This window comes from Pseudoxanthomonas japonensis (assembly GCF_043632995.1).
Taxonomy (GTDB): Bacteria; Pseudomonadota; Gammaproteobacteria; order Xanthomonadales; family Xanthomonadaceae; genus Pseudoxanthomonas_A; species Pseudoxanthomonas_A japonensis.
On sequence record NZ_CP171632.1, the window covers coordinates 1,130,084 to 1,152,818 of the forward strand.

18 protein-coding genes and 1 tRNA gene are annotated in these 22,735 nt (G+C 66.3%); 12 read left to right on the top strand and 7 right to left on the bottom strand.

Going from position 1 to position 22,735, the window contains the following annotated elements; translation table 11 throughout:
* The first annotated feature begins 70 nt into the window (after positions 1-70).
* From pheS to ACGHX3_RS05170, 7 genes are all read left to right on the top strand, one after another.
* Positions 71-1,066, top strand: coding sequence for a phenylalanine--tRNA ligase subunit alpha (pheS, locus tag ACGHX3_RS05140; protein ID WP_394696628.1), 996 nt, complete (start codon positions 71-73; stop codon positions 1,064-1,066).
* Between the two features lie 85 nt (positions 1,067-1,151).
* Positions 1,152-3,545 (top strand): phenylalanine--tRNA ligase subunit beta, encoded by a 2,394-nt coding sequence (pheT, locus tag ACGHX3_RS05145; protein ID WP_394696629.1) that lies wholly within the window; start codon positions 1,152-1,154, stop codon positions 3,543-3,545.
* A 56-nt stretch (positions 3,546-3,601) separates the two neighbouring features.
* Positions 3,602-3,901, top strand: a complete 300-nt coding sequence (locus ACGHX3_RS05150) for an integration host factor subunit alpha (protein ID WP_055936063.1) — start codon at positions 3,602-3,604, stop codon at positions 3,899-3,901.
* Positions 3,882-4,238, top strand: a complete 357-nt coding sequence (locus ACGHX3_RS05155) for a MerR family transcriptional regulator (RefSeq protein ID WP_055936060.1) — start codon at positions 3,882-3,884, stop codon at positions 4,236-4,238. The genes ACGHX3_RS05150 and ACGHX3_RS05155 overlap by 20 nt, the downstream gene beginning before the upstream one ends.
* A gap of 86 nt (positions 4,239-4,324) precedes the next feature.
* Positions 4,325-4,401: transfer RNA gene (locus ACGHX3_RS05160), tRNA-Pro, on the top strand.
* Positions 4,402-4,503: 102 nt separating this feature from the next.
* Positions 4,504-4,974 carry a cupin domain-containing protein gene (locus ACGHX3_RS05165; protein ID WP_162339119.1) on the top strand — a complete coding sequence of 157 codons (471 nt, stop codon included), beginning with the start codon at positions 4,504-4,506 and terminating at the stop codon, positions 4,972-4,974.
* Positions 4,975-5,061: 87 nt separating this feature from the next.
* The gene (locus ACGHX3_RS05170) at positions 5,062-6,093 is read left to right on the top strand and encodes a TraB/GumN family protein (protein WP_394696630.1); all 1,032 of its coding nucleotides are present in this window, start codon (positions 5,062-5,064) and stop codon (positions 6,091-6,093) included.
* A gap of 21 nt (positions 6,094-6,114) precedes the next feature.
* Here the strand turns inward: ACGHX3_RS05170 and dxs are convergent, their stop codons facing one another.
* The 5 genes from dxs to ACGHX3_RS05195 form a co-directional block, all read right to left on the bottom strand.
* Positions 6,115-8,022 carry a 1-deoxy-D-xylulose-5-phosphate synthase gene (gene dxs, locus ACGHX3_RS05175; RefSeq protein WP_394696631.1) on the bottom strand — a complete coding sequence of 636 codons (1,908 nt, stop codon included), beginning with the start codon at positions 8,020-8,022 and terminating at the stop codon, positions 6,115-6,117.
* A 432-nt stretch (positions 8,023-8,454) separates the two neighbouring features.
* Positions 8,455-9,108, bottom strand: a complete 654-nt coding sequence (locus ACGHX3_RS05180) for an HNH endonuclease (protein WP_162339122.1) — start codon at positions 9,106-9,108, stop codon at positions 8,455-8,457.
* 94 nt (positions 9,109-9,202) lie between these two features.
* Positions 9,203-10,996 carry an acyl-CoA dehydrogenase C-terminal domain-containing protein gene (locus ACGHX3_RS05185; protein ID WP_394696632.1) on the bottom strand — a complete coding sequence of 598 codons (1,794 nt, stop codon included), beginning with the start codon at positions 10,994-10,996 and terminating at the stop codon, positions 9,203-9,205.
* A gap of 37 nt (positions 10,997-11,033) precedes the next feature.
* Positions 11,034-11,507 (bottom strand): LEA type 2 family protein, encoded by a 474-nt coding sequence (locus ACGHX3_RS05190; RefSeq protein WP_162339142.1) that lies wholly within the window; start codon positions 11,505-11,507, stop codon positions 11,034-11,036.
* 83 nt (positions 11,508-11,590) lie between these two features.
* A complete protein-coding gene (locus ACGHX3_RS05195) occupies positions 11,591-13,042 on the bottom strand; it encodes a glycoside hydrolase family 30 beta sandwich domain-containing protein (protein WP_394696633.1) in 1,452 nt (483 codons plus the stop codon).
* 221 nt (positions 13,043-13,263) lie between these two features.
* Between ACGHX3_RS05195 and ACGHX3_RS05200 the strand changes: the two genes are divergently transcribed.
* The 4 genes from ACGHX3_RS05200 to ACGHX3_RS05215 all read left to right on the top strand — a co-directional run bounded on the left by ACGHX3_RS05200 (position 13,264) and on the right by ACGHX3_RS05215 (position 21,468).
* Complete coding sequence (locus ACGHX3_RS05200; protein ID WP_394696634.1) at positions 13,264-16,023, top strand: TonB-dependent receptor; 2,760 nt, start codon at positions 13,264-13,266, stop codon at positions 16,021-16,023.
* 130 nt (positions 16,024-16,153) lie between these two features.
* Positions 16,154-18,697: a glycoside hydrolase family 3 N-terminal domain-containing protein gene (locus ACGHX3_RS05205; RefSeq protein WP_394696635.1), complete on the top strand. Its 2,544-nt coding sequence runs from the start codon at positions 16,154-16,156 to the stop codon at positions 18,695-18,697.
* A gap of 124 nt (positions 18,698-18,821) precedes the next feature.
* Positions 18,822-20,276 (top strand): MFS transporter, encoded by a 1,455-nt coding sequence (locus tag ACGHX3_RS05210; protein WP_162339127.1) that lies wholly within the window; start codon positions 18,822-18,824, stop codon positions 20,274-20,276.
* A 148-nt stretch (positions 20,277-20,424) separates the two neighbouring features.
* The gene (locus ACGHX3_RS05215) at positions 20,425-21,468 is read left to right on the top strand and encodes an alpha/beta hydrolase (RefSeq protein WP_394696636.1); all 1,044 of its coding nucleotides are present in this window, start codon (positions 20,425-20,427) and stop codon (positions 21,466-21,468) included.
* A gap of 7 nt (positions 21,469-21,475) precedes the next feature.
* Here the strand turns inward: ACGHX3_RS05215 and ACGHX3_RS05220 are convergent, their stop codons facing one another.
* Positions 21,476-21,787: a hypothetical protein gene (locus ACGHX3_RS05220; RefSeq protein ID WP_394696637.1), complete on the bottom strand. Its 312-nt coding sequence runs from the start codon at positions 21,785-21,787 to the stop codon at positions 21,476-21,478.
* A 225-nt stretch (positions 21,788-22,012) separates the two neighbouring features.
* Between ACGHX3_RS05220 and ACGHX3_RS05225 the strand changes: the two genes are divergently transcribed.
* Positions 22,013-22,495 carry a DUF4019 domain-containing protein gene (locus ACGHX3_RS05225; protein WP_394696638.1) on the top strand — a complete coding sequence of 161 codons (483 nt, stop codon included), beginning with the start codon at positions 22,013-22,015 and terminating at the stop codon, positions 22,493-22,495.
* 31 nt (positions 22,496-22,526) lie between these two features.
* Here ACGHX3_RS05225 and ACGHX3_RS05230 read toward each other — a convergent pair whose 3' ends face one another.
* Complete coding sequence (locus tag ACGHX3_RS05230; protein ID WP_394696639.1) at positions 22,527-22,703, bottom strand: hypothetical protein; 177 nt, start codon at positions 22,701-22,703, stop codon at positions 22,527-22,529.
* Positions 22,704-22,735: the final 32 nt, after the last annotated feature.

A 22,735-nucleotide genomic window follows, 5' to 3' on the forward strand; every position in this document is an offset into this window, starting at 1 on the left:
GCGAAGCGGATGCAACGGCAGAATGGATCCCGGCTTTCGCCGGGATGACGACACGAGGCCCGATCAAGAAATGAGCGAAATCGAATCCCTGTCCACCCAGGCACTGGCCGACATCGCCGCCGCGCAGTCGCCCGAGGTGGTGGAACAACTGCGCGTCGCCCTGCTCGGTAAGAGCGGCAGCATCACCACGCAGTTGAAGCAACTGGGTGCATTGCCTGCCGACCAGCGCAAGACGGCCGGTGAAGCGATCAACCGCGCGCGCGATGCGATCGGCGAGGCCTTGTCGGTGCGCAAGGCCGTGCTGGAGGACGCCGCCCTCGACGCGCGCCTGGCCGGCGAGACCATCGACGTGACGCTGCCCGGCCGCAACGGTGCGCGCGGTGGCCTGCATCCGATCAGCCGTACGCTGGAGCGTATCGCCGACATCTTCGGTCGCCTGGGCTACGAACTGGCGGACGGTCCCGAGATCGAGGACGACCAGCACAACTTCGAGGCGCTGAACTTCCCGCCGCACCACCCGGCGCGCGCCATGCACGACACGTTCTATTTCGGAGACGGTCGCCTGCTGCGCACGCACACCTCCGGTGTGCAGGTGCGTTACATGGACACGCATCAGCCGCCGCTGCGCATGATCGCCGCCGGCAAGGTCTACCGCAGCGACAGCGATCAGACGCATTCGCCGATGTTCCACCAGGTGGAAGGCCTGCTGGTGGACGAGCACTCGACCTTTGCCGATCTCAAGGGCACGCTCGCCGAATTCGTTCGTGCGTTCTTCGAGCGCGACTTCGAGATGCGTTTCCGTCCCAGCTACTTCCCGTTCGTCGAGCCCGGCGCCGAAGTCGACATCGCCTGGCAGCAACCCGATGGCAGCACGCGCTGGCTGGAAGTGCTGGGCTGCGGCATGGTGCACCCGAACGTGCTGCGCAACTGCGGCATCGATCCGGAGCGCTATACCGGCTTCGCTTTCGGCCTCGGCGTGGAGCGCTTCGCGATGCTGCGCTACGGCGTCAACGACCTGCGCGCGTTCTTCGAGAACGACGTGCGGTTCCTGAAGCAGTTCGCGTAAGCGACCTTCGACCGGCGCCTTTCCGGCATCACGACATCCGACACATGGCAATGGCGGGCCGGGCCCGCCCTACGGTAACGAGACGATGAAATTCTCCGAAAACTGGCTGCGCAGCCACGTCCCCACCCAGGCTTCCCGCGATGAGTTGTCCGCGACGTTGACCGCCATCGGCCTGGAGGTCGAAGACGTCACGGCGCTGGGCGATGGACTGGCGAACGTGGTGGTGGCGCGCATCGTCGAGTGCGCCAAGCATCCCGAGGCCGATCGCCTGCAGGTCTGCCAAGTCGATGCGGGACAGGGCACCCTGCTGCAGATCGTCTGCGGCGCGCCGAACGCGCGTCCGGGCCTGCTGGCGCCGCTGGCGATGGTCGGCGCGAACGTCGGCGGCATCGCCATCAAGGCGGCGAAGCTGCGCGGCGTGGAATCCAACGGCATGCTGTGCTCGGCCAAGGAGCTCGGCATCGATGCCGATGCCTCCGGGCTGCTGGAACTGCCGGCGAATGCGCCGGTCGGTACGGCGATCGGCGACTATCTGGGTCTGCCGGACGCCAGCATCGAGATCAAGCTGACGCCGAACCGCGCCGACTGCTTCAGCGTGCGCGGCATCGCCTACGACGTCGCCGCCTCGCTGGGCAGCGAAGTCAAGCCTTTCGACACCACGCCCGTGCCGGCGCAGAGCCCGTCCGTACTGAGCATCGAGCTGGAGGCGGGCGAGCGCGTACCCCGCTTCGCCGGTCGCGTGATCGAAGGCGTCGACGCCACTGCGCCGTCACCGGTATGGATGACCGAGCGCCTGCGCCGCAGTGGCGTGCGTCCGATCAGCTTCCTGGTCGACGTCACCCAGTACGTGATGCTGGAGCTGGGGCAGCCCATGCATGCCTTCGACAAGGACACGCTGGAGGGCGGCATTGTCGTGCGTCCCGCGCGCAAGGACGAGACCGTCCCGCTGCTGGACGGCCGCACCGTGACGCTCGATGACGATTTCCTGGTGGTCACCGATGGTCGCGGCGGCCGCGCTGCGCGTGCCGTTGCGCTGGGTGGGATCATGGGGGGGCTCGACACCAAGGTCTCCGACACGACCCGCAACGTGTTCCTCGAAGCCGCGCACTGGATCCCGTCCGCGATCATAGGCCGCAGCCGCAAGCTTGGCCTGCATACGGACGCTGGCCATCGTTTCGAGCGCGGTGTCGATCCGGAACTGCCGCGCATCGCGGTGGAATACGCCACTCGCCTGATCCTCGAGATCGCCGGTGGGACGCCCGGCCCGACGACGGTGGTCGAGCATGCGGAGCATCTGCCCAAGCCGAGCGCCATCCTGCTGCGGCGCGCGCGCATCGCCCGCGTGCTGGGCGTCGATATCCCGGATGCGGAAGTAGAACGCATCCTGCGCGCGCTCGGCCTGCAGGCGGCCGCGGTTGCCGAGGGCTGGAGCGTGGTCGCGCCGAGCCGGCGCTTCGACATCGCCATCGAGGAAGACCTGATCGAGGAACTGGCGCGCATCCATGGCTACGACCGCGTGCCGACCACGCTGCCGGGTGGAGCCACCCGTGTCGCGGCACCGAGCGAAACGCGGGTCGAGGACGGCGTGGTGCGCCGGCAACTGGCGGCGCGCGATTACTTCGAGACGGTGAACTTCGCCTTCGTCGACGCGCACTGGCTGGCGCAGTGGGGGGCTGACGAAGGCACCGTACCGCTGGCGAATCCGCTCAGCGCCGAACTGGCGATTATGCGCACCCGCCTGCTGCCCGGCGTGGTGGCGGCGTTGCAGCGCAATGCGGCGCGCCAGGCCGGGCGCGTGCGCCTGTTCGAGATCGGCAACGTGTTCCAGGCACCGGCGCAGGCCGGCGATGCGCCGGTCGAATCGCTGCGTATCGCCGCCGCGATCACCGGCGATGCCGCGGCCGAGCAATGGGGTGTGCCCGCGCGCAAGGCCGACTTCCACGACCTCAAGGGCGACCTGGAGAGTGTGGCTGCCCTGGCGGGTGCGACGCTCGAGTTCCGTCCTTCGCAGGCGGCGCATGGCCATCCGGGCCGTTCCGCCGATATCTACCGTGACGGCGCCCGCATCGGCTGGATCGGCCAGCTGCATCCTCGCCTGCAGCGCCAGCTGGACCTGGACGCCGACGTCGTCGCGTTCGAACTGGACCTGGCGCCGCTGACCGTCCGCACGTTGCCGCGTGCGGCGGAGCTGTCGCGGTATCCGTCCGTCCGTCGGGACCTCGCGTTCGTCGTGGCCGAGGACGTGTCGTGGGCCCAGCTCGCGGCGACGGTCAGGCGCGCCGCCGGCCCGCTGCTGCGCGACGTCCAGCTCTTCGACCGCTACGTCGGGCAGGGGGTCGAATCGGGTCAAAAGAGTCTCGCTATGGGCTTGATTTTGCAGGACAACTCACGCACTCTCACCGAAGGCGACGTGGCGCAGGTAGTGGCGACTGTCGTGGCCGCGATCGACGAAGCGCACGGCGCGAAGATCCGCGGATGAATGGTATGAAGGCAGTGGCGAGGCCGGCGACGGCCGCAATGGGGACGCAGTAATCCATGGCATTGACGAAGGCGGAGATGGCTGAGCGTCTGTTCGACGAGGTCGGCCTGAACAAGCGCGAGGCGAAGGAATTCGTCGATGCGTACTTCGACGTGCTGCGCGAGGCCCTGGAGCAGGGCCGGCAGGTGAAGCTGTCGGGGTTCGGCAACTTCGACCTGCGTCGCAAGAACCAGCGCCCGGGCCGCAATCCGAAGACCGGCGAGGAGATCCCGATCTCGGCACGGACGGTGGTGACCTTCAGGCCAGGCCAGAAACTCAAGGAGCGGGTGGAAACGTATGCTGGATCCGGGCAGTAACCGCGAGCTTCCGCCGATTCCGGCCAAGCGCTACTTCACCATCGGTGAGGTGAGCGAGCTGTGCGACGTCAAGCCGCACGTGCTGCGGTACTGGGAGACCGAGTTCCCCAGCCTGGAACCGGCCAAGCGTCGCGGCAACCGTCGCTACTACCAGCGCCACGACGTGCTGATGGTGCGCCAGATCCGCGGCCTGCTGTACGAACAGGGCTACACCATCGGCGGTGCGCGCCTGCGTCTGGAAGGCGAGGGCGCCAAGCAGGAGTCCGCCATGAGCGCGCAGATCGTGCGCCAGGTGCGGATGGAGCTGGAAGAAATCCTGCAGTTGCTCCGCCGGTGAGGCTCGACGGCGCTCCCGCTGGGAGTCGCCGAGGAATTCCGGCTATAATGCGCGGCCCGTCGCAAGGCGGGCCGATCCGCGAGATTCGGGGCGTAGCGCAGCCTGGTAGCGCATCTGCCTGGGGGGCAGAGGGTCGTCGGTTCAAATCCGGCCGTCCCGACCAATCGCGGTTCGACATCAAGCCTGCGCCGATGCGTGGGCTTTTTTGTGCCCGTCGTTCGCCGCGGGCGAGGACGGTTCACCACCACCGGCTGCAGGATCGTCCATGACTTCGATGACCGACGCGTTGATCCGCGACCTGCAACTGACGCCGCACCCGGAAGGCGGCTACTTCCGGCGCGTCTACGAGTCGGCCAAGCGCACCGAGGTCAACGGCATCGAGCGTCCCGCACTGACGGCGATCAAGTTCCTGCTGCCGGAAGGCGTGGTGACCCGCTGGCATCGCGTCGACGCGACCGAGGTCTGGGACTGGCATGACGGCAGTGCCATGGAACTGTCGATGTTCGATCCCGACCAGCGCACGCTGACCCGCGTGCAACTGGACACGTCCGCGCGTGGCGGACAGTCGAACCAGGTCGTGCCGGCGGGCGTCTGGCAGAGCGCGCGCTCATTGGGCGAGTTCACCCTGGTGGACTGCTCGGTGTCCCCGGGCTTCAGCTGGCAGGGATTCGAGCTGATGCAGAGCGGCAGCGACGTCGCGCGCACCTTGCGCGAAGCGGGCGGCAAGGTCGCCTGAACGGATTCCCCATCGGCTGTGCCGCAGTGCGTACCACGGCCGCCTTGCACGGGCACACTCGCGGCTCTTCCGTCTGGAGTCGCCGGAATGCGTTTGCCGTTCTACGGAATGCTGTGGCTGTCGTTGCTGGCCTGGTCAGCGCCTGCGGATGCGCAGGAGGCGCCGGAGAACGCATCGGCGCTTGCGGCAAAAGACGGCGTGATCGACATGGATGCGGTCGTCGTCGCCGGCGTACAGCCGGGTCCGGGCTTGTGGAAGGTGCGGCGGGGCGATCATCTGCTTTACATCCTGGGTACCCAGTCGCCGCTGCCGAAGAACATCACGTGGCGGTCGGACGAGGTCGATCAGGTGCTGCAGCTTGCTGATGAGGTCCTCGCATCCCCGGGGATCACGGTCGATGCCGATGTCGGCTTCTTTCGCGGGCTGACCCTGCTTCCATCGGCGCTGAAGGCATCGAAGAACCCGGACGGACAGAAGCTGAAGGAGGTACTGCCGGCGGATCTATATGCCCGCTGGAGCGTGCTGAAGCAGCAGTACGCGCGGCGCGACGGAGGGATCGAGAAGAAGCGTCCCCTGATCGCCGCCTACCAGCTTTACACCGAAGCGCTCTCTGATTCCGGCCTGCGCGAAGGGGGGGTCATCGATCCCGTCATCGACGCGGTACTGAAGCAGCGCAAGATGAAGCGCACGCCGACGCTGCTGAAGATCAAGCTGGAGGATCCGCGCGCGGCGCTGGCGGATTTCCGCAAGGAAAGCCTCAAGCCCGAAGACCTCGTCTGCTTCAGCAAGACGCTCGATGTCATCGAGCGCGACCTGCCGCAGGTCGCGGCGCGCGCCAACGCGTGGGCGGTCGGCGACTGGCCGGCACTGCGATCCGGCGCCCGCCAGGATTGGCAACAGGCCTGCGCCACGGCCTGGTTCAACACCGAGACGGCACGCAAGCGCGGCATCTCCGATATCGAGTCGCGCATGCAGGCGCGCTGGATGGAAGTCGTCGAAGGTGCGTTGCAGAAGAACCGGATCACCTTCGCCACGCTGCCGGTCTGGCAGCTGGTCAAGCCGGATGGCTACCTGGCCGCGTTGCAGGCCAAGGGATACGAGATCGAAGCGCCGGAGTGATCCGGCGCCGCACTTGCCGACTCAGCCCGCCGCGGTCAGCGGCGGCTGCGTAGCGCCCAGTGCAGGCCAGCGCTTCAGCACGCTGGCACGGATGCCGGCCGCATCGATGCCCGCTTCGGCCAGCAGGTCTTCGCGGCTGGCGTGATGCTGGAATTCGTCCGGCAGGCCAAGGTGCAGCACGGGTATCGATATGCCCTCGGCATTGAGCAGTTCGGCCACGCCGGAACCCGCACCGCCCATCACCACGTTGTCCTCGATGGTGACGAAGCCTTGATGCGTCTTCGCCAGGTCGAGCAGCAGTTCGCGGTCGAGCGGCTTCACGAAGCGCATGTTCACCACGCTCAGGCCCAGCTCGCGCCCCACCTGTTCGGCGGCCGCGACGGTGGAGCCGAACGCGAGCAGCGCGACGCGGTTGCCGCGCACGCGCAGGTCCGCCTTGCCGATGGGCAGGGTATCCAGCGTCGTCTGCAGCGCCACGCCGGGGCCGGTGCCGCGCGGGTAACGCACCGCGGCCGGGCCATCGAAGTGGTAGCCGGTGCTCAGCATCTGCCGGCATTCGTTTTCATCGGCCGGTGCCATCACCACCATGTGCGGCACGCAGCGCAGATAGCTCAGATCCAGGTTGCCAGCGTGCGTGGCGCCATCCGGGCCGACCACGCCGCTGCGGTCGATGGCGAACAGCACATCGAGTTTCTGGATGGCGACGTCGTGCACCAGCTGGTCGTAGCCGCGCTGCAGGAAGGTCGAATAGATCGCCACCACCGGTTTGCTGCCTTCGCAGGCCATGCCCGCCGCCAGCGTCACCGCATGCTGCTCGGCGATGGCCACATCGAAGTAGCGCTCAGGATATTCCTTGCTGAAACGCACCAGGCCGGAGCCCTCGCGCATCGCCGGCGTGATGCCCAGCAGTTTCGGTTCGGCGGCGGCCATGTCGCACAGCCAGTCGCTGAAGATGTCGGTGTAGGTCGGCTTCTTGGCGCCGCCCTTGCTGACCAGGCCCTTCTCCGGATCGAACGGACCGACGGCGTGGTAGCCGATCTGGTCGCCCTCGGCGAGCTCGTAGCCCTTGCCCTTGGTGGTCAGGATATGGAGCAGCTGCGGGCCCTTGAGGGTTTTCAGCGTCTTCAGCGCGCCGACGAGCGCCTCGACATCATGACCGTCGATCGGGCCGGTGTAGTGGAAGCCCATCTGTTCGAACAGCGTGGACGGCACGAACATGCCCTTCCAGTGTTCTTCCCAGCGGCGCATGAAGCGGGCCGGCGGCTTCTTCTTGTCGCCCAGCAGCTTCTTGCCGCCCTCGCGCAACGCATTGAGCGTGCGGCTGCTGCTCAGCCGGCCCAGCATCTTGGTCAGACCACCGACGTTCTCGGAGATCGACATCTGGTTGTCGTTGAGGATCACCAGCAGGTTGGGTTCCGGCTCCATGCCGCCGGCGTGGTTCAGCGCCTCGAATGCCATGCCGGCCGTCATTGCGCCATCGCCGATCACCGCGACCACCTTGCGGTCGTCGCCCTGCTGCTGCAGTGCGATGGCCATGCCGAGCGCGGCGGAGATCGAGGTGGACGAGTGGCCGACGCCGAAGGTGTCGTACTCGCTTTCCTCGCGCTTCGGGAACGGTGCCACGCCGTCCTTCTGCTTCACCGTGTGGATGGTGTCGCGGCGGCCGGTCAGGATCTTGTGCGGGTAGGTCTGGTGGCCGACGTCCCACACAAGGCGGTCGCGCGGGGTGTCGAACAGGTAGTGCAGGGCCACCGTCAGTTCGATCACGCCCAGGCCCGCGCCGAAATGTCCGCCGCTCCTGCCGACCGACTCGATCAGGTAGCCCCGCAGTTCCTCGGCGATGGCGGGCAGTTCGGACTCGTCGAACTGGCGCAGGTCGGCCGGGACGTGGATGCGGGAAAGACGGGGATAGCGGTCGGGGGCGATCATCGGCAGCAGGCTGGTTCTGAGCCGGTATTGTCCCCCCCGGATGTGAAGTGGGGCAAGCAAACACGTGAAGCCGGCGTGGACCCGGCCCGGGTGGTTCAGGAAGGTTCTCGCGGCGTCGTGACGCTCAGGCAGACAGCTTGGACTTCCTGGGCAACTGGGCCTTCAGGAAGGCCATCTGGTCGGCCAGGGTGAGCGGGCGCGCTTGCGATCTGCCAGTGGCAGATCGCGCGTCAGCGAACGCACGCGCGCAAGTGCGGGCGGGGCATCCTGGCAATGAATCATGCCGAGAGCTTCGACTTCTTCGGCAGTTGGGCCTTCAGGAACGCCATCTGGTCGGCCAGGGTGAGCGGGCGCGCTTGCGATCTGCCAGTGGCAGATCGCGCGTCAGCGAACGCCCGCGCGCAAGCGCGGGCGGGGCATCCTGGCAATGAATCACGCCGAGAGCTTCGACTTCTTCGGCAGTTGGGCCTTCAGGAACGCCATCTGGTCGGCCAGGATGTTGCGGTTGGACAGGATCAGGTGCTCGATCCAGCTCGGCCGGTACGGCACGGCAAGCAGCGGCATGTGGGCCTGCTGCGGGGTGCGGTTGCTCTTGCGCGAGTTGCAGTGGAAGCACGCGGTCACCACGTTTTCCCAGATGTCCTTGCCGCCCTTGGACAGCGGCAGCACGTGGTCGCGGGTCAGGTGTGGGCGGGAGTATTCGTGCCCGCAGTACAGGCACAGGTGGGCGTCGCGGGCGAACAGGGCGGTGTTGGTGAGCGTCGGGGTGGGCGAGAGGGCATGCGCACGCGCGTGGCCGCGCGAGGCTACGATGGGATGCAGCTCGATCAGGCTCTGCTCGCCGGTCAGGCGGGAGACGCCGCCATGCACGTGCAGGCAGGGGTCGCCCAGCGTCCAGGCGACCGCGCCGCGCGCGTACAGGCAGGTCGCGTCCTGCCAGTTGATCCAGTCGAGCACGCGCCCATGCGCATCGAGCGACAACAGTCGCAGGGCGGCGGGGTGGGGGCGGGGGGACGACGGCGACGGGACCGGCGAGGAAAGGGAACCGGTCTGGACCAGGTGAAGCTGAGCGCTGTCTGCTTCCATGGAGAAGCAGGTTATACCCAAATGTTGACGAAATGTGTATCCGGCGCGGCTTTTGTCCGGAGGAGCGCGATACCCGCGCTCCTCCGATACCGGGTCAATCGCCGAAACGCGCGTCGTCCATCGCCATCAGCGTGTCCGCGCCGGACTCGATGGCGGCGGCATGGGACAGCGTGCGGGGCAGGATGCGGGCGAAGTAGAAGCGCGCGGTCTCGCGCTTGGCCTGCTTGAAGGCATCGCCATGCGGGGACGCGTCTGCGGCCGCGACACTGCGCGCCCACCAGTAGGCCAGCACCACGTAGCCCGAATAGAAGAGGTAGTCCGTGCTTGCCGCGCCGATTTCCTCTGGATTCGCCGCCGCGCGCTGCAGGATGTTCTTCGTCAGTCCCGCCCATTCGGCGGCCTTCTGCTGCAGCGGATCGATGAACTCGGTCAGCGACGCATCGTCCTTGTGCTGCTGGACGAAGGCATGCACGTCGGCCAGGAACAGCTTCAGGCCGGCAGCCTGCGTTGCTGCGGTCTTGCGACCCATCAGGTCGAGTGCCTGGATGCCGGTGGTGCCTTCGTACAGCGTGGTGATGCGGGCATCGCGCGCGAGCTGTTCCATGCCGTGTTCGTGGATGTAGCCGTGGCCACCGAAGCACTGCAGCGCGTGGTAGGTGTTCTCGATGCCCCATTCGGTCTGGCAGGCCTTCGAGATCGGCGTGAGGAAGCTCACCAGCGTGTCGGCGCGCTCGCGTTCCGCGGAATCTTCCGCGTGGTTGGCGATGTCGATCAGCGTGCCGGCGTGCAGGGCGAGCAGGCGGCTGCCTTCGACCAGCGACTTCACCGTCAGCAGCATGCGGCGCACGTCCGGATGGACGAGGATGGGATCGGCCGGCTTGTCGGGGAACTTCGCGCCGCTGAGCGAGCGCGTCTGCAGGCGATCGCGCGCGTAGCGCAATGCGTTCTGGTAGGCGCGTTCGCTCAGGCCGATGCCTTGCAGGCCCACGCCGAGGCGCGCGGTGTTCATCATGGTGAACATCGCTTGCAGGCCCTTGTGCGGCTGGCCGACCAGATAGCCTTGCGCGCCGTCGAAATTCATCACGCAGGTGACGGACGCCTTGATGCCCATCTTGTGTTCGATCGAGCCGCACGACAGCGCGTTGCGCTCGCCAACCGTGCCGTCGCGCGCCACCTTGAATTTCGGCGTGACGAACAGCGAGATGCCCTTCGCGCCCGGCGGCGCGTCCGGCAGCTTGGCCAGTACCAGATGCACGATGTTGTCGGTCAGGTCGTGCTCGCCCGCCGTGATGAAGATCTTGGTGCCGGTGATGGCGTAGCTGCCATCGGCGTTCGGTTCGGCCTTGGTCTTCAGCAGACCGAGGTCGGTACCGCAGTGCGGTTCGGTCAGGCACATCGTGCCGGTCCAACGGCCTTCGACGAGCGGCTTGAGGAAGACTTCCTGCTGCCACGCCTCGCCATGGTGCTTGAGCGCTTCCACCGCGCCATGCGACAGCAGCGGGAAGTTGCCCCACGCCAGGTTGCTGGCGTTGACGAGCTCATTGAGCGGCACGCCCATCGTATGCGGCAGGCCCTGGCCGCCCAGCTCGGGCGAGGCCGTCAGCCCGGTCCAGCCGCCTTCCACGAACTGCGCGTACGCTGCCTTGAAGCCCGGCGGTGTGGTGACCTCGCCGGTGGCCTTGTCGAGCTGGCTGCCGATCTCGTCGCCCACGCTGTTCAGGGGGGCGAGCACGGTTTCGGTGAAGCGCGCCGCCTCGTCCAGCACGGCATCGAGGATGTCGCGGGTGGCGTCGGTGTAGCCGAGGCGCTGGAACAGCGGTTCGACGCCCAGCACGTCGTACAGGGCGAAGCGGAGATCGGTCAGGGGAGCTTTATAGGACGCGGGCATGCGGGTTCTCGGATCGCGGATGTGGGAAAGGCCGCGCTCAGCGCAGCACGCCGTCCAGGCCGGGGACGGGATTGAGGGTGCTGCGGGTATCGATGTCGAAGCTGCGCTGCTTGGCTTCGTCCGGCGTCGCCGCGGCAGTGCCCTTCAAGGTGTAGGGAAGGGTGCGACGGCCGGCGAGTGCGTCCGCCACCCCGATGCGGCCGGCGCTGCTGGGTGCGAAGGTCACGGTAACGACATCCGCGGATTCGGGACCCACCGACAGGCCGGGCGTGGCGCGAAGCTTGCCGGCGTCCTGGTCGCCGACCTGCACGTCGACCTCGACGGTGTCGAAGCGCATCGGGATGCTGCTGTAGTTCTGCAGCCGCAGGTCCACCGCCCATTGGCCGTCGGCCTTCACCGTCAGCTGCTGCACGCTGACGGCCGGGTCGGAGACGCGGCGGACCACGCCATCGCCGCAGCCGCCCAGCAGGGCGGTTGCCGCCAGAAGTGCCAACAGGGAAGTACGTCGCATCATGCCGCGGCTCCATGAGGGAATGCGGCAGGATACTACGGCGTATGGCGGCCGGAATGACAGTCCGGCCGGTCATGGACGGATCAGTCGTGTTGCGCTGCGGCAGGCTTCCACACGAAGGTGGCGACGCTGCGCGCGGGCAGCGTGTAGTCGAACGACCGGTCGCCTTGTCCGACGCTGAAGCGACGGGTCTGCTTCGCCGAGTTCGCGACCAGCAGTACCAGCGAGCCGTCATCGGCGTTGAGGAACGCGACGTTGTCCAGGTCGCCGCCGGACTCGCTGGACGCGATCCGGTGCGCGCCCGGTCGCACGAACCGGCTGGCATGCGCCAGCGCGTAGTACTCGTCGGTGCGCGTGATGTCGCCCGTGCGCGAGTCGATGGTCACCACGCCGCGGCAGGTATCGCAGCCGCCGGCGTAGGGGCCGTTCTTCTCGTCCAGAGCCAGGTTCCAGAACAGCGCGCCGCGTGCCCAGTGGCGCGCGCTGCGGATGATGATGTTCTTCATCTGCAACGGCAGGCCGCCGCTGCGCACCGGCTCCCAGTCACCGCCGGAGCACTCGGTCATGTAGGCGTCCTTGTCGGGGAACGCGTCGTGCACGGGCGACTGCGCGGCGACGTCACCGCCATAGCAGTGCCAGGCGACGGCGGCAACATGCGGATTCGCCTTCGCGTCGCCCAGCACGCCCAGCGGTTCCTGCGGTTTGTCCCAGTTGTGGTCCCAGTCGAAGATCAGCGGGCCGTTGCCGCGCGCGGCGATCATCGGGCCCAGATGGTCGCCGATCAGCCGCGCACGCGCCGGCGCGTTGAGCCGCATGCCGGGATAGTCCTTGGGCTCGTAATCCGGTTCGTTCTGCACGGTCAGCGCGAAGATCGGGATGCCCTCCGCCGCATACGCATCCACGTACTTCAGCAGGTAGCGCGAGAACGCGTCGTAGTACTGCGGCAGCAGCGTGCCCTGGATCAGGCTGTTGCTGTCCTTCATCCAGCCGGGTGCGCTCCATGGCGATGCCATGATCTTCAGCTGCGGATTGATCGCCAGCATCGCGCGTGCCACCGGGATCACGTCGCCGCGGTTCTCGTCGATGCTGAAGTGCTCCAGTTCCGGATCCGGCTTGCCGTCCGGCGTGTCGGCGAGGCTGTAGTGATGGCGGGAAAAATCCGATGCGCCGATGGTCAGGCGGGAGAAACTCAGGCCCAGGCCGTTGCCGTCGCGGCCGAACAGCTCTTTCAGCAATGCCTCGCGTTGCCGAGGATCCAGCGTGTGCTGGATCAGCCATGCCGACGAGTCGGTGAGCGACGCGCCGAAGCCGACGATGTCCTGGAAGCGCTCGCCGTCATCGATCTCGATGCGCGGGGTCGCCAGGACCGCATCGGACTCGAATCGCGCGGGCGTGGACGCGGCGAGGGTGGTCTTGTGGTCGGCCGTCGTGATCCATACGGCGACGTCCTGAGCGTGCGCCAGAGGGGTGAGTGCCAGCAGCAGCGGGACGAACAGGTGGCGGAAGCGGAGTCGTAACGGGGCGCATCGGCGCATCGGGATTCCTCACAGGAAAGGGTCTGGATATGACGCGAATTCCTGGTGGAATCCACGCAAAGCGGGTGCTGCAACGCAGCGAAACTTCGTTGTCCGGTCGCCGAACGGCAAGCGAATTCAATGCTGAGTGCGACAACATGTCGCACGCGTTAGGAATTTGTTGACAGTGCATTGGAGCTTCGATATGACAGCGCTGTCAACACGGGTCGGAGAGGGACCACATGAAGTACTCGAATCACATTTCCAGCGCATCGTCGCGTCGCGCGCCTCGCAAGCAGCATCTGGCTGTCGCGTGCTGCATGGCGCTGGCGCTTCCGATGGCCGCAAGCGCCCAGCAGGCTGCGTCCTCGGCCGATCCTTCCGTGGAAACGCTCGACGCCGTCAAGGTCACCGGCATCCGGGCTGCCATTGCCTCGGCAGTGGAGACGAAAAACGAATCCACCTCCATCGTCGAGGCGATCTCCGCCGAGGACATCGGAAAACTGCCGGACATCAGCATCGCCGACTCGATCTCGCGTCTGCCGGGCCTGACCATGCAGCGCGTCGACGGACGCGCGCAGGTGATCCATATCCGCGGCATGTCCGAGCAGTTCGCCGGCACGCTGCTCAATGGTCGCGAACAGGTCACGACCGGCGACAACCGCGGTGTCGAGTTCGACCAGTACCCGGCCGAACTGGTCAGCGGCGTAACCGTGTACAAGACACCGGATGCTTCTCTGGTTGGACAGGGCCTGTCCGGTACCGTGAACATGCAGACCGTGCGGCCGCTGGATTTCAGCGAACGCCGGATCGTGTTCAGTGGCCAGGGAGAGTCCAACTCGCTGGGCGACCTGACGGCCGGTGGCGACGACAAGGGCTATCGCGTTTCCGCGTCCTACATCGATCAGTTCGCCAATGACACGGTCGGCCTCGCCATCGGCGTGGCGCGCATGAATTCCCCTTTCCAGGAAAAGCATTACAAGTCCTGGTGGTGGGCCAACACCGATATGTGGGGCACGCCGCAGGACGGCAAGCCGGCTGATGCGATCGCGCTGCAGGGAGCCGAGGGCTGGGTCAAGTCGCGCGACATGACGCGCGACGGCGTGATGGCGGTGCTGGAATTCAAGCCCAACGACACCTGGCACAGCGTGCTGGATGCCTATCACTCCAAGTTCGACCAGGGTGAATGGATGCGGGGCGTGATGTGGACCAACGATCCGTGGTGGAACGGTGGGGCGGCGGACTACTCCAACGTCGGCACGACGGACTACCACGGCACGCCGGTCGTCACCAGCGGTACCTTGAGCGGTATCCAGCCCCTGGTGCGCAACGACGACAACCGGCGCGAATCGAAGCTCGATTCCTTCGGCTGGAACAACGAATTCAAGTTGGGAGCATGGACCCTGGGAGCCGATGCGAGTTACTCGCGCGCCGAAATCGAAGAGTCCAAGCTGGAGGCCTACTCGGGCATGCTGGGCGGAGTGACGACGGATTTCCGCATCCCGTTGTCGCCGGGTTATGCCCACTATGCGTTGCCCGACATGTCCGATCCCAACGCCGTATACCTGAGCGATCCGCAAAGTTACGGGCGTGAAGCACGCCTCGAGGACTCGCGGCAGAAGGACGAACTGAAGGCCTTCCGGCTCTCGGTCAACCGTGCGGTCGAGTCGTCCGATTTCCTTCGCAGTTGGGATGCGGGCTTCAACTACAGCAAGCGGACCAAGAGCAAGAGCGCTGACGTGTACTTCGGCCTCCTGCGGAATGATCGCGAACCCACCCTGGTCGATCCGTCTCTGCTGCTGGCGCCGACCGATCTCGGCTTCGCAGGAATGGGCCGGGTGCTGACATTCAATCCCCGCGCGCTGCTGTCCCGTTACTACGATGTCGCCCTGAACGAGGACAACAACGACCTGCAGAAGGACGCGATCACCGAAGAGCAGATCAAGACTTTCTATTTCAAGGCCAACCTGGACATGGACATCACGGATGCCGTGCGCCTGCGCGGCAACGCCGGCGTCCAGTACATCCGCACCGAGCAGACATCCCAGGGTGTCTATTTTGACCCGACCGGTATGCACATCGGTTCGGCAGGGGCATCGTACGGCGACATCCTGCCCAGCCTGAATCTTGTGCTGGACTTCGGAAACGGCTGGAACGTGCGGTACGGCATGGCCAAGGAACTGATGCGTCCGCGCATCAACGACATGGGCGCCTACGCCAGCGTCGGCCTGTCGGATGGCAGTACTGGTCCCCGCGTGTGGTCCGGCAGCGGCGGCAATCCGTCGCTGGAACCGTATCGCGCCAATGCGATCGACCTCTCGATCGAGAAGTACTTCGGTGTCGCCAGCTACGTGGCACTAGCCGGCTTCTACAAGAACCTCGATTCGTACGTTTATACCCGGAACATTCCTTGGGATTTCTCCGGTTACGATTACACCGGCGCCGCGCCGCCGTCGAACTTGGGCGAATTCTCCACACCGGCCAACGGCACCGGCGGTTACATGCGTGGCGTCGAAGTCAGCACCGCACTCGGTGGCGACCTGATCAATCCGGCGCTGGATGGCTTCGGCCTGCTGGTGAACGCCTCCTACACCGAGTCGTCGATCGATCCGGATGGTCCCGACCAGGGTTCCAGCACCGACACGTTCCCCGGCCTGTCCAAGATCGTCGCCAATGCCACGGTCTACTACGAGAAGCATGGGTTCTCGGCGCGAGCCAGCCAGCGCTATCGCGACAAGTACCGCGGCGAATACAGCAGCCTGTTCGGCCAGCGCGTGTACCGATACACGCTCAGCGAGCGCACCGTCGACCTGCAGCTGGGCTACGACTTCCCGGAATCCAGCCGTCTGTCGGGCCTGTCGCTCCTGCTCCAGGTGAACAACGTCAACAACGAGCCTTTCCGCACGGAAGTCAGCTCCGGCACGCACCCGGACCTGTTCTTCCCCGAGGAGTACACCGAGTACGGCCGCCAGTACCTGCTCGGCTTCCGCTACAAGCTGTGATCGCCGCACGTCATCGATAACCGCAGTACCTGACGGGATGCGGGGCCTGGCCCCGCGTCCCGTCGGACTTTTCGTCCAGGCGCGGATCCTGTCGGGGATGCTGTACGCGCCGCCATTCCGGGAGAAACGAGTGAATCCGATCCGAGTGACCCTGCTGGGGGCCAGTCTTCTGGCGTGCCTGTCGTGTACGGCGCAAAAGGACCCAGAACAGAAACCCGCCAGTGCAGCCACGAACGATGCCGCTGAACTGAAGGACTGGCCTGCGCTGAAAAGCAGCTTCGCCAAGGATCCAGCCATCGAGGCACGCGTGGCGGAGATCCTCGCCAGCATGACGCTGGAACAGAAGATCGGGCAGATGGTGCAGCCGGAGATCAAGGCCATCACGCCGGCCGACGTGCGCAAGTACTACATCGGCTCCGTGCTCAACGGTGGCGGCTCCTGGCCGGCGATGAACAAGCACGCCAAGGTCGAAGACTGGGTCAAGCTGGCGGATGCCTACTACGACGCGTCCATGTCCACCGACGCGAAGATCCCGGTGCCGGTGATCTGGGGCACCGACGCCGTGCACGGCCACAGCAACGTCTACGGCGCGACGATCTTCCCGCACAACATCGGCCTGGGGGCCGCGCACGACGTCGAACTGATCGAGCGCATCGCCGAAGCCACCGGCCATTCCACGCGCGCCACCGGCGTCACCTGGACGTTCGCGCCCACCGTCGCCGTTGCACAGGACGCACGCTGGGGCCGCACTTACGAAAGCTATTCCTCGCAGCCGACGCTGATCCGCGAGTACGCAGCCGCCTACGTCAAGGGCATGCAGGGCCTGCTCGACAAGGACGGCAACGTCGTCGCCACCGCCAAGCACTTCATCGGCGATGGTGCCACCGAAGGCGGCAAGGACCAGGGCAATGCCACGGTCACGCAGTCGACGATGATCAACGTCCACGGCCAGGGCTACTACGGCGCCATCGAAGCCGGCGTGCAGACGGTCATGGCGTCCTTCAACAGCTGGAACGACGTGGCCGCCGGCAAGGACTACGGCAAGATGCATGGCACACGCGACCTGCTGACGGTGGCGTTGAAAGAGAAGATGGGCTTCGACGGCTTCGTCGTCTCCGACTGGAACGGCATCGGCCAGGTCACTGGCTGCAGCGATGACAGTTGTCCGCAGGCCATCAATGCCGGCATCGACATGGTGATGGTCCCCGACAAGTGGAAGACCTTCATCGGCAACACGATCGCGCAGGTGAAGTCGGGCGAGATCCCGCAGGCGCGCATCGACGATGCCGTCACCCGCATCCTGCGCGTCAAGCTGCGCGCAGGCCTGTGGGAGCACAGGCCGTCGGCCAGTCAGCATGCCGGCAAGCTCGAGTCGCTGGTGCATCGCGATCTGGCACGCCGCGCCGCGCGCGAGTCGCTGGTGCTGCTGAAGAACGACGGCGGCGCGCTGCCGTTGAAGAAGGGCCAGCGCGTGCTGCTGGTGGGCAAGAGCGCCGACAGCATCTCCAACCAGACCGGCGGCTGGTCGCTGACCTGGCAGGGCACCGACAACACCAACGCGGACTTCCCGAATGCCGACAGCATCGCCGCCGGCCTGCGCGAGCAGCTGGGCGAGGCGAACGTGCTGTTGCGCGACAGCGCCGAGGGGGTGGATCCGGCCAGCTACGACGTCATCGTCGCTGCCATCGGCGAAACGCCGTATGCGGAAACCAACGGCGACATCGTGCCGTCCGACACGATGGCGCACAGCCGTCGCCATCCGGAAGACCTGGCGACGCTCAAGGCCGCGGCCGCCACCGGCAAGCCGGTGGTCACCGTGTTCCTGTCCGGGCGCGCGCTGTACGCCAACGACCTGATCAACCTGTCCAACAGCTTCGTGGCCGCATGGCTGCCGGGCACGGAGGGCAAGGGCGTCACCGACGTGCTGGTGGCCGGTGCCGATGGCAAGCCGGCGAATGACTTCCGCGGCAAACTGACCTTCCCGTGGCCGGCCGTGGCCTGCCCGAAGGCCGACAGCACGCCGCAATTCGCGCTCGACACCGGCCTGCGTTACGGCGACAGCAGCAAGGTCGGCAAGCTGCCGGAAGACAGCGCGGCGAGCTGTGGCGACGCCACGGCGATGGGTGTGTTCAACCAGTCCGACATCGCACCCTTCACCCTGCAGATGGGCGCAGGCAGCGAAGAGAAGGCCGTGGGTTCGGACATGAACGCCACCCAGCGCTGGCCTCAGGCCAAGCCTGCGTTGCAGGTCGCCACCGTGCAGGTCAACACCCAGCAGGATGCCAAGGAAGTGACCTGGCTGGCGCCGGCGCGCTTCTTCGCCCGCAATCCGTCGAAGAACAACCTCGCCTCGATGGCGACCGCACGCGGTGCCGTGCAGTTCGACGTGATCGTCAAGCAGGCGCCGACCAAGCCGGTGCAGTTCACCGTCGGCTGTGGTGCGAACTGCGGCGCCAGCCTCGACCTGACCGCCAGCTTGTCCGGCGCCGCTGTCGGCAAGAAGCAGACGATCAAGGTGCCGCTCGCGTGCTTCGGCAAGCTGGGCGCGGACCTGAGCGGCGTGGATACGCCTTTCAGCATCACCGCCGACGCACCGTTCGCTGCGGCCTTCACCAACATCCAGGTGGTGGCCGGTGCGGCCGACGCACCGGATGCGGTGAAGTGCACGCAATAAGGTGGTCCACCCGGCGCCCCGCAGTTTCCCTGCGGGGCGCTGACGCAGTGCAAGTTGCAATCGCGCGGCGGCTACGTAGGCTGGCCGTTCCGTCCGGATCCCATACCAGCAGGCATACCAATCCATGACCACCCAACCCACCCGATGGTCGCAGTTCGGCGTGCTGATCACCGTCTTCTTCTTCTGGGGTTTCGTTGCCGCCAGCAACGACATCCTGATCCCGGTGTTCAAGAAAGCCTTCAACCTGACGCAGGCGCAGAGCCAGTACGTCGCCGTCGCGTTCTACGTCGCGTATACCGTCGGCTCGTTGATCTACGTGGCGGTCTCCAAGATCATCGGCCTCGATCTGCTCAACAAGATCGGCTACAAGAACGGCATCTGCCTGGGCCTGGTGATCTCCGCGCTGGGTACGCTGCTGTTCTATCCGGCGGCCAACGCCGGGTCGTTCAACCTGATGCTGTCAGGCCTCTTCATCGTCGGCCTGGGCTTCTCGCTGCAGCAGATCGCGGCCAATCCCCTGGCCATCGTCATCGGTGATCCCAAGACCGGTGCGCAACGGTTGACGCTGGCTGGCGGCATCAACAACTTCGGCACCACCATCGGGCCGTTGCTGGTCAGCGTGGCGATCTTCGGCAGCGTGCTTTCGGGCGGCACCGAAGCGAGTATCGAAAGCGTCAAGACGCCCTACCTGGTGCTGGGCGTGGCGTTCATCCTGGTGGCGATCTTCCTGAAGTTCTCCTCGGTGCCCAACCACATCGACCTGGAGAAGCTGTCGGAGAACGAAGCGCAGGACAGCAGCAAGCTGATCCACAAGAAGTCGGCGCTCGGCTATCCGCAGCTGGTGCTGGGCATGATCGCCATCTTCGTCTACGTCGGCGTGGAGGTGTCCACCATCAGCAATCTGCCGGCCTATCTCGAGTCCCCGGAAGGCCTTGGCCTGGATACCTCGCAGATCGCGCCGTTCGTGTCGCTGTACTGGGCCAGCCTGATGATCGGGCGCTGGGGCGGCGCGGCGGGCGCATTCAACGTCGGCTCCGGTGCCAAGCGCTGGCTGACGCTGTTGCTGCCGTACGTGGCGTTCGGTGTGTTCCTGGCTGTCAACGCGATCATGAAACATGAGGTGTCGCAGTTCTTCGGCTACGCCGCCGTCATCGTGCTGATGATCCTGGCCACGCTGGCCAGCAAGGGCAACCCGGCGCGCATGCTGCTGTATTTCGCTGCCTGCGGCATCGCTGCGCTGCTGATCGGCATGTTCACCACCGGCTGGACCAGCGTGGTGGCCTTCATCAGCGTGGGCCTCTTCTGCAGCACCATGTGGCCGTGCATCTTCGCGCTGGCGATCACCGGCCTGGGCGACAAGACCAACCAGGGCAGCAGCCTGCTGATCATGATGATCATGGGTGGCGGCTTCGTCAGCCTGGCGCAGGGCCTGCTGGCCGACAAGGTCGGCGTGCACTTCAGTTTCATCGTCGGCGTGGCCTGCTTCGCCTATCTGGCGTTCTACGCCATCGCCGCGACGCGCACGCTGCGCAACCAGGGCATCGATCTGGACAAGCTCGCCGCCGGCAGCGGCCACTGAGTGCGGTGCGCGCCGGAGAGAGGCCGGCGCGCATCCCCCAAGCCACCGGGCCACTCTCCGCCCGGTGGCTTTTCTTTTGCCGGGGCTCTTTGCGCCATGCCAGCGAAGGCGCACCATCGCAGCGTGGGCTCATGCACCGGAGGCGGCGATGGCGACGGAGAGGCGTGGTGGATGGGGCAAGCGCTGGGCGGTCGGATTGCTCCTGGTGCTGGTTACGCTTGCGGTCGCGACCTGGGCGGCATTCCGGCTGAGTCCGTGGCCGTCCGTCCTGCTGATCCGCTGGACGTTCGACCGGGGTGCCGCCGAGACGTCCGCCGCCCTGCAGAAGCACCTGCCTGCCAGCGTCTCCGAACGGCGGGGGCTGGCCTACGATCCGCGCGATCCGGAGGCGCTGCTGGACGTGTATTACCCGCCGGAGGGGCAGCGCGGCGCGCAGCGGCCGACCACAGTGGTGTGGATGCATGGCGGCGGCTTCGTGTCCGGTCGCCGCAACGATGTCGCCAACTACCTGCATGTGCTCGCCGCGCGCGGCTTCGTTGTGGTCAACGTGGACTACCGCATCGCGCCCGGCGCGAAGTGGCCGACGCCGGCGCGTCAGCTCAATGCGGCGCTTGCCTACCTGCAGGCGCATGCGGACGAACTGGATATCGATGCGACGCGCATCGTGCTGGCGGGCGACTCGGCGGGCGCGCAGATCGCGGCCGAGGTCGCCAACCTCACCACCTCACCGGTTCATGCACGGCGCATGGGCATCGTGCCCGCAGTGAAACCCACGCAACTCGTGGGCACGTTGCTGTTCTGCGGTCCTTACGACGCCGCGCTGGTGGACTGGGACAGCGCGTTCGCCGGCTTCATGCGTACCGTGCTGTGGTCCTATTTCGGCGAGAAGGACTTCATGGCCGATCCGCGCGTCGATACCTTCTCCGTGCTGCGCCACGTCACGCCGTCATTCCCGCCTTCCTTCATCAGTGCCGGCAACGCCGATCCGTTGGCGCCGCATTCGCGCGCACTGGCGGCATCACTGGAAGCGCAGGGCGTAAAGGTGGATGCGCTCTTCTTCCCCGAGGATTACGTGGACGCGCTGCCGCACGAGTACCAGTTCAACCTGGACAACGAGGCAGGGCAACACGCGATGGACCGCAGCGTGGCCTTCCTGCAAGGCCTCGGACGCGGCGCAGACCCGCGACACTGATACCGCGTCAGCCAGCCAGGGCGAGCTCGGCGTCGGCCTGCAGTGCGCGCTGGCGGTCCGCGTGCCGGTACAGCAGGTTGGCCCGCTGCCGCGCCCATTGCGTAGCCCATCCGATCGCACGCTCCTCGCAGCGCACTGCCATTTCGAATGGCGCGATGTCCCCCATGTCGACGAGGATCCGCAGCACGATGCCGTCCCGCAGCGGCCGCACTTCGGCAATCGTCGTGCCGTCCACGCGCAGGTCATGGCCTGCGTCGGTATGGTGCCAGGCGAAGCGGTCGGGAAGGATGTGGGAAACGGGCTTCATGGCGATGTTCACGCGGGCCTGCCGTAGGAGGGTGATGCGACGACCTTGTGCCAGTGCACGTGCAGGCGGCGTCAATGCGGACGCTGCACAGAGGAGGCGTGCGACCGCGTTCAGTCGGCGTCGCGTGCCGTCGTGACGGCGTGATGGAGGGGCATGGCGGGCACGCTGCCGGGATGACGCATACTGGCGTCATGCACTGCGCGCGGGGATGCGCGCAGCCGGCAAGGGGACAGGGTGATGAAGCGAAGCATGGGAATGGCGCTGTGCGCGGTGTTGATGCTGGCTGGATGCAGGCTCTCTTTCGGCACGGACGACGGGAGGCAGGTGTTGCCGGCGCCCACGGCGGGCACGCCCGAGTTGCAACAGGACGCAGCCGGCGCGGCGAAGGAATACCTGAAGCTGATCGATGCGCACGAAGACGATGAAATCTGGAGGCGCGCCGGTAGTGGCCTGCATACCACCTCCAGCAAGCGCGTCTTCCTCAGTTCGATCAAGTTCGCCCGCACCTTCAGCCTGCCCGACAAGCGCGAACTGCACGGTTTCGGCTTCACCCCCAAGGTCGATCTTGCGTTGCCCGAGGGCGACTATGTGGTGGTGGCGTACAAAGCGGTCTCGGGCAACGTGGTGTCCACCGAGCGCGTGGTGATGCAGCGGGAGGACGATGCCTGGAAGCTGATCGGCTATCACGTCAACAAGAACGCGCAGGCCTCGATCAAGTGAAGCCGCGCCGCCAGCATCGGCGCGCGGGCCGTCAGTCGTTGTGCCTGGCCAGCATCGTCTCGATCAGGTCGAGGATCTCGGCCAGCGGAATGCCGTAGGAGCCGGCCTGGCCGGCGTCGAATGCCTGCTTCCACTGGTGGTATCCATCCAGGTAGGCCGGGTCGGGCGTAGCCGCGCCGACGAGTTCGGCGCCGCTGCGCTCCAGCACCTGGCCGATGACGGGCAGGTGGGCGAAGGTGG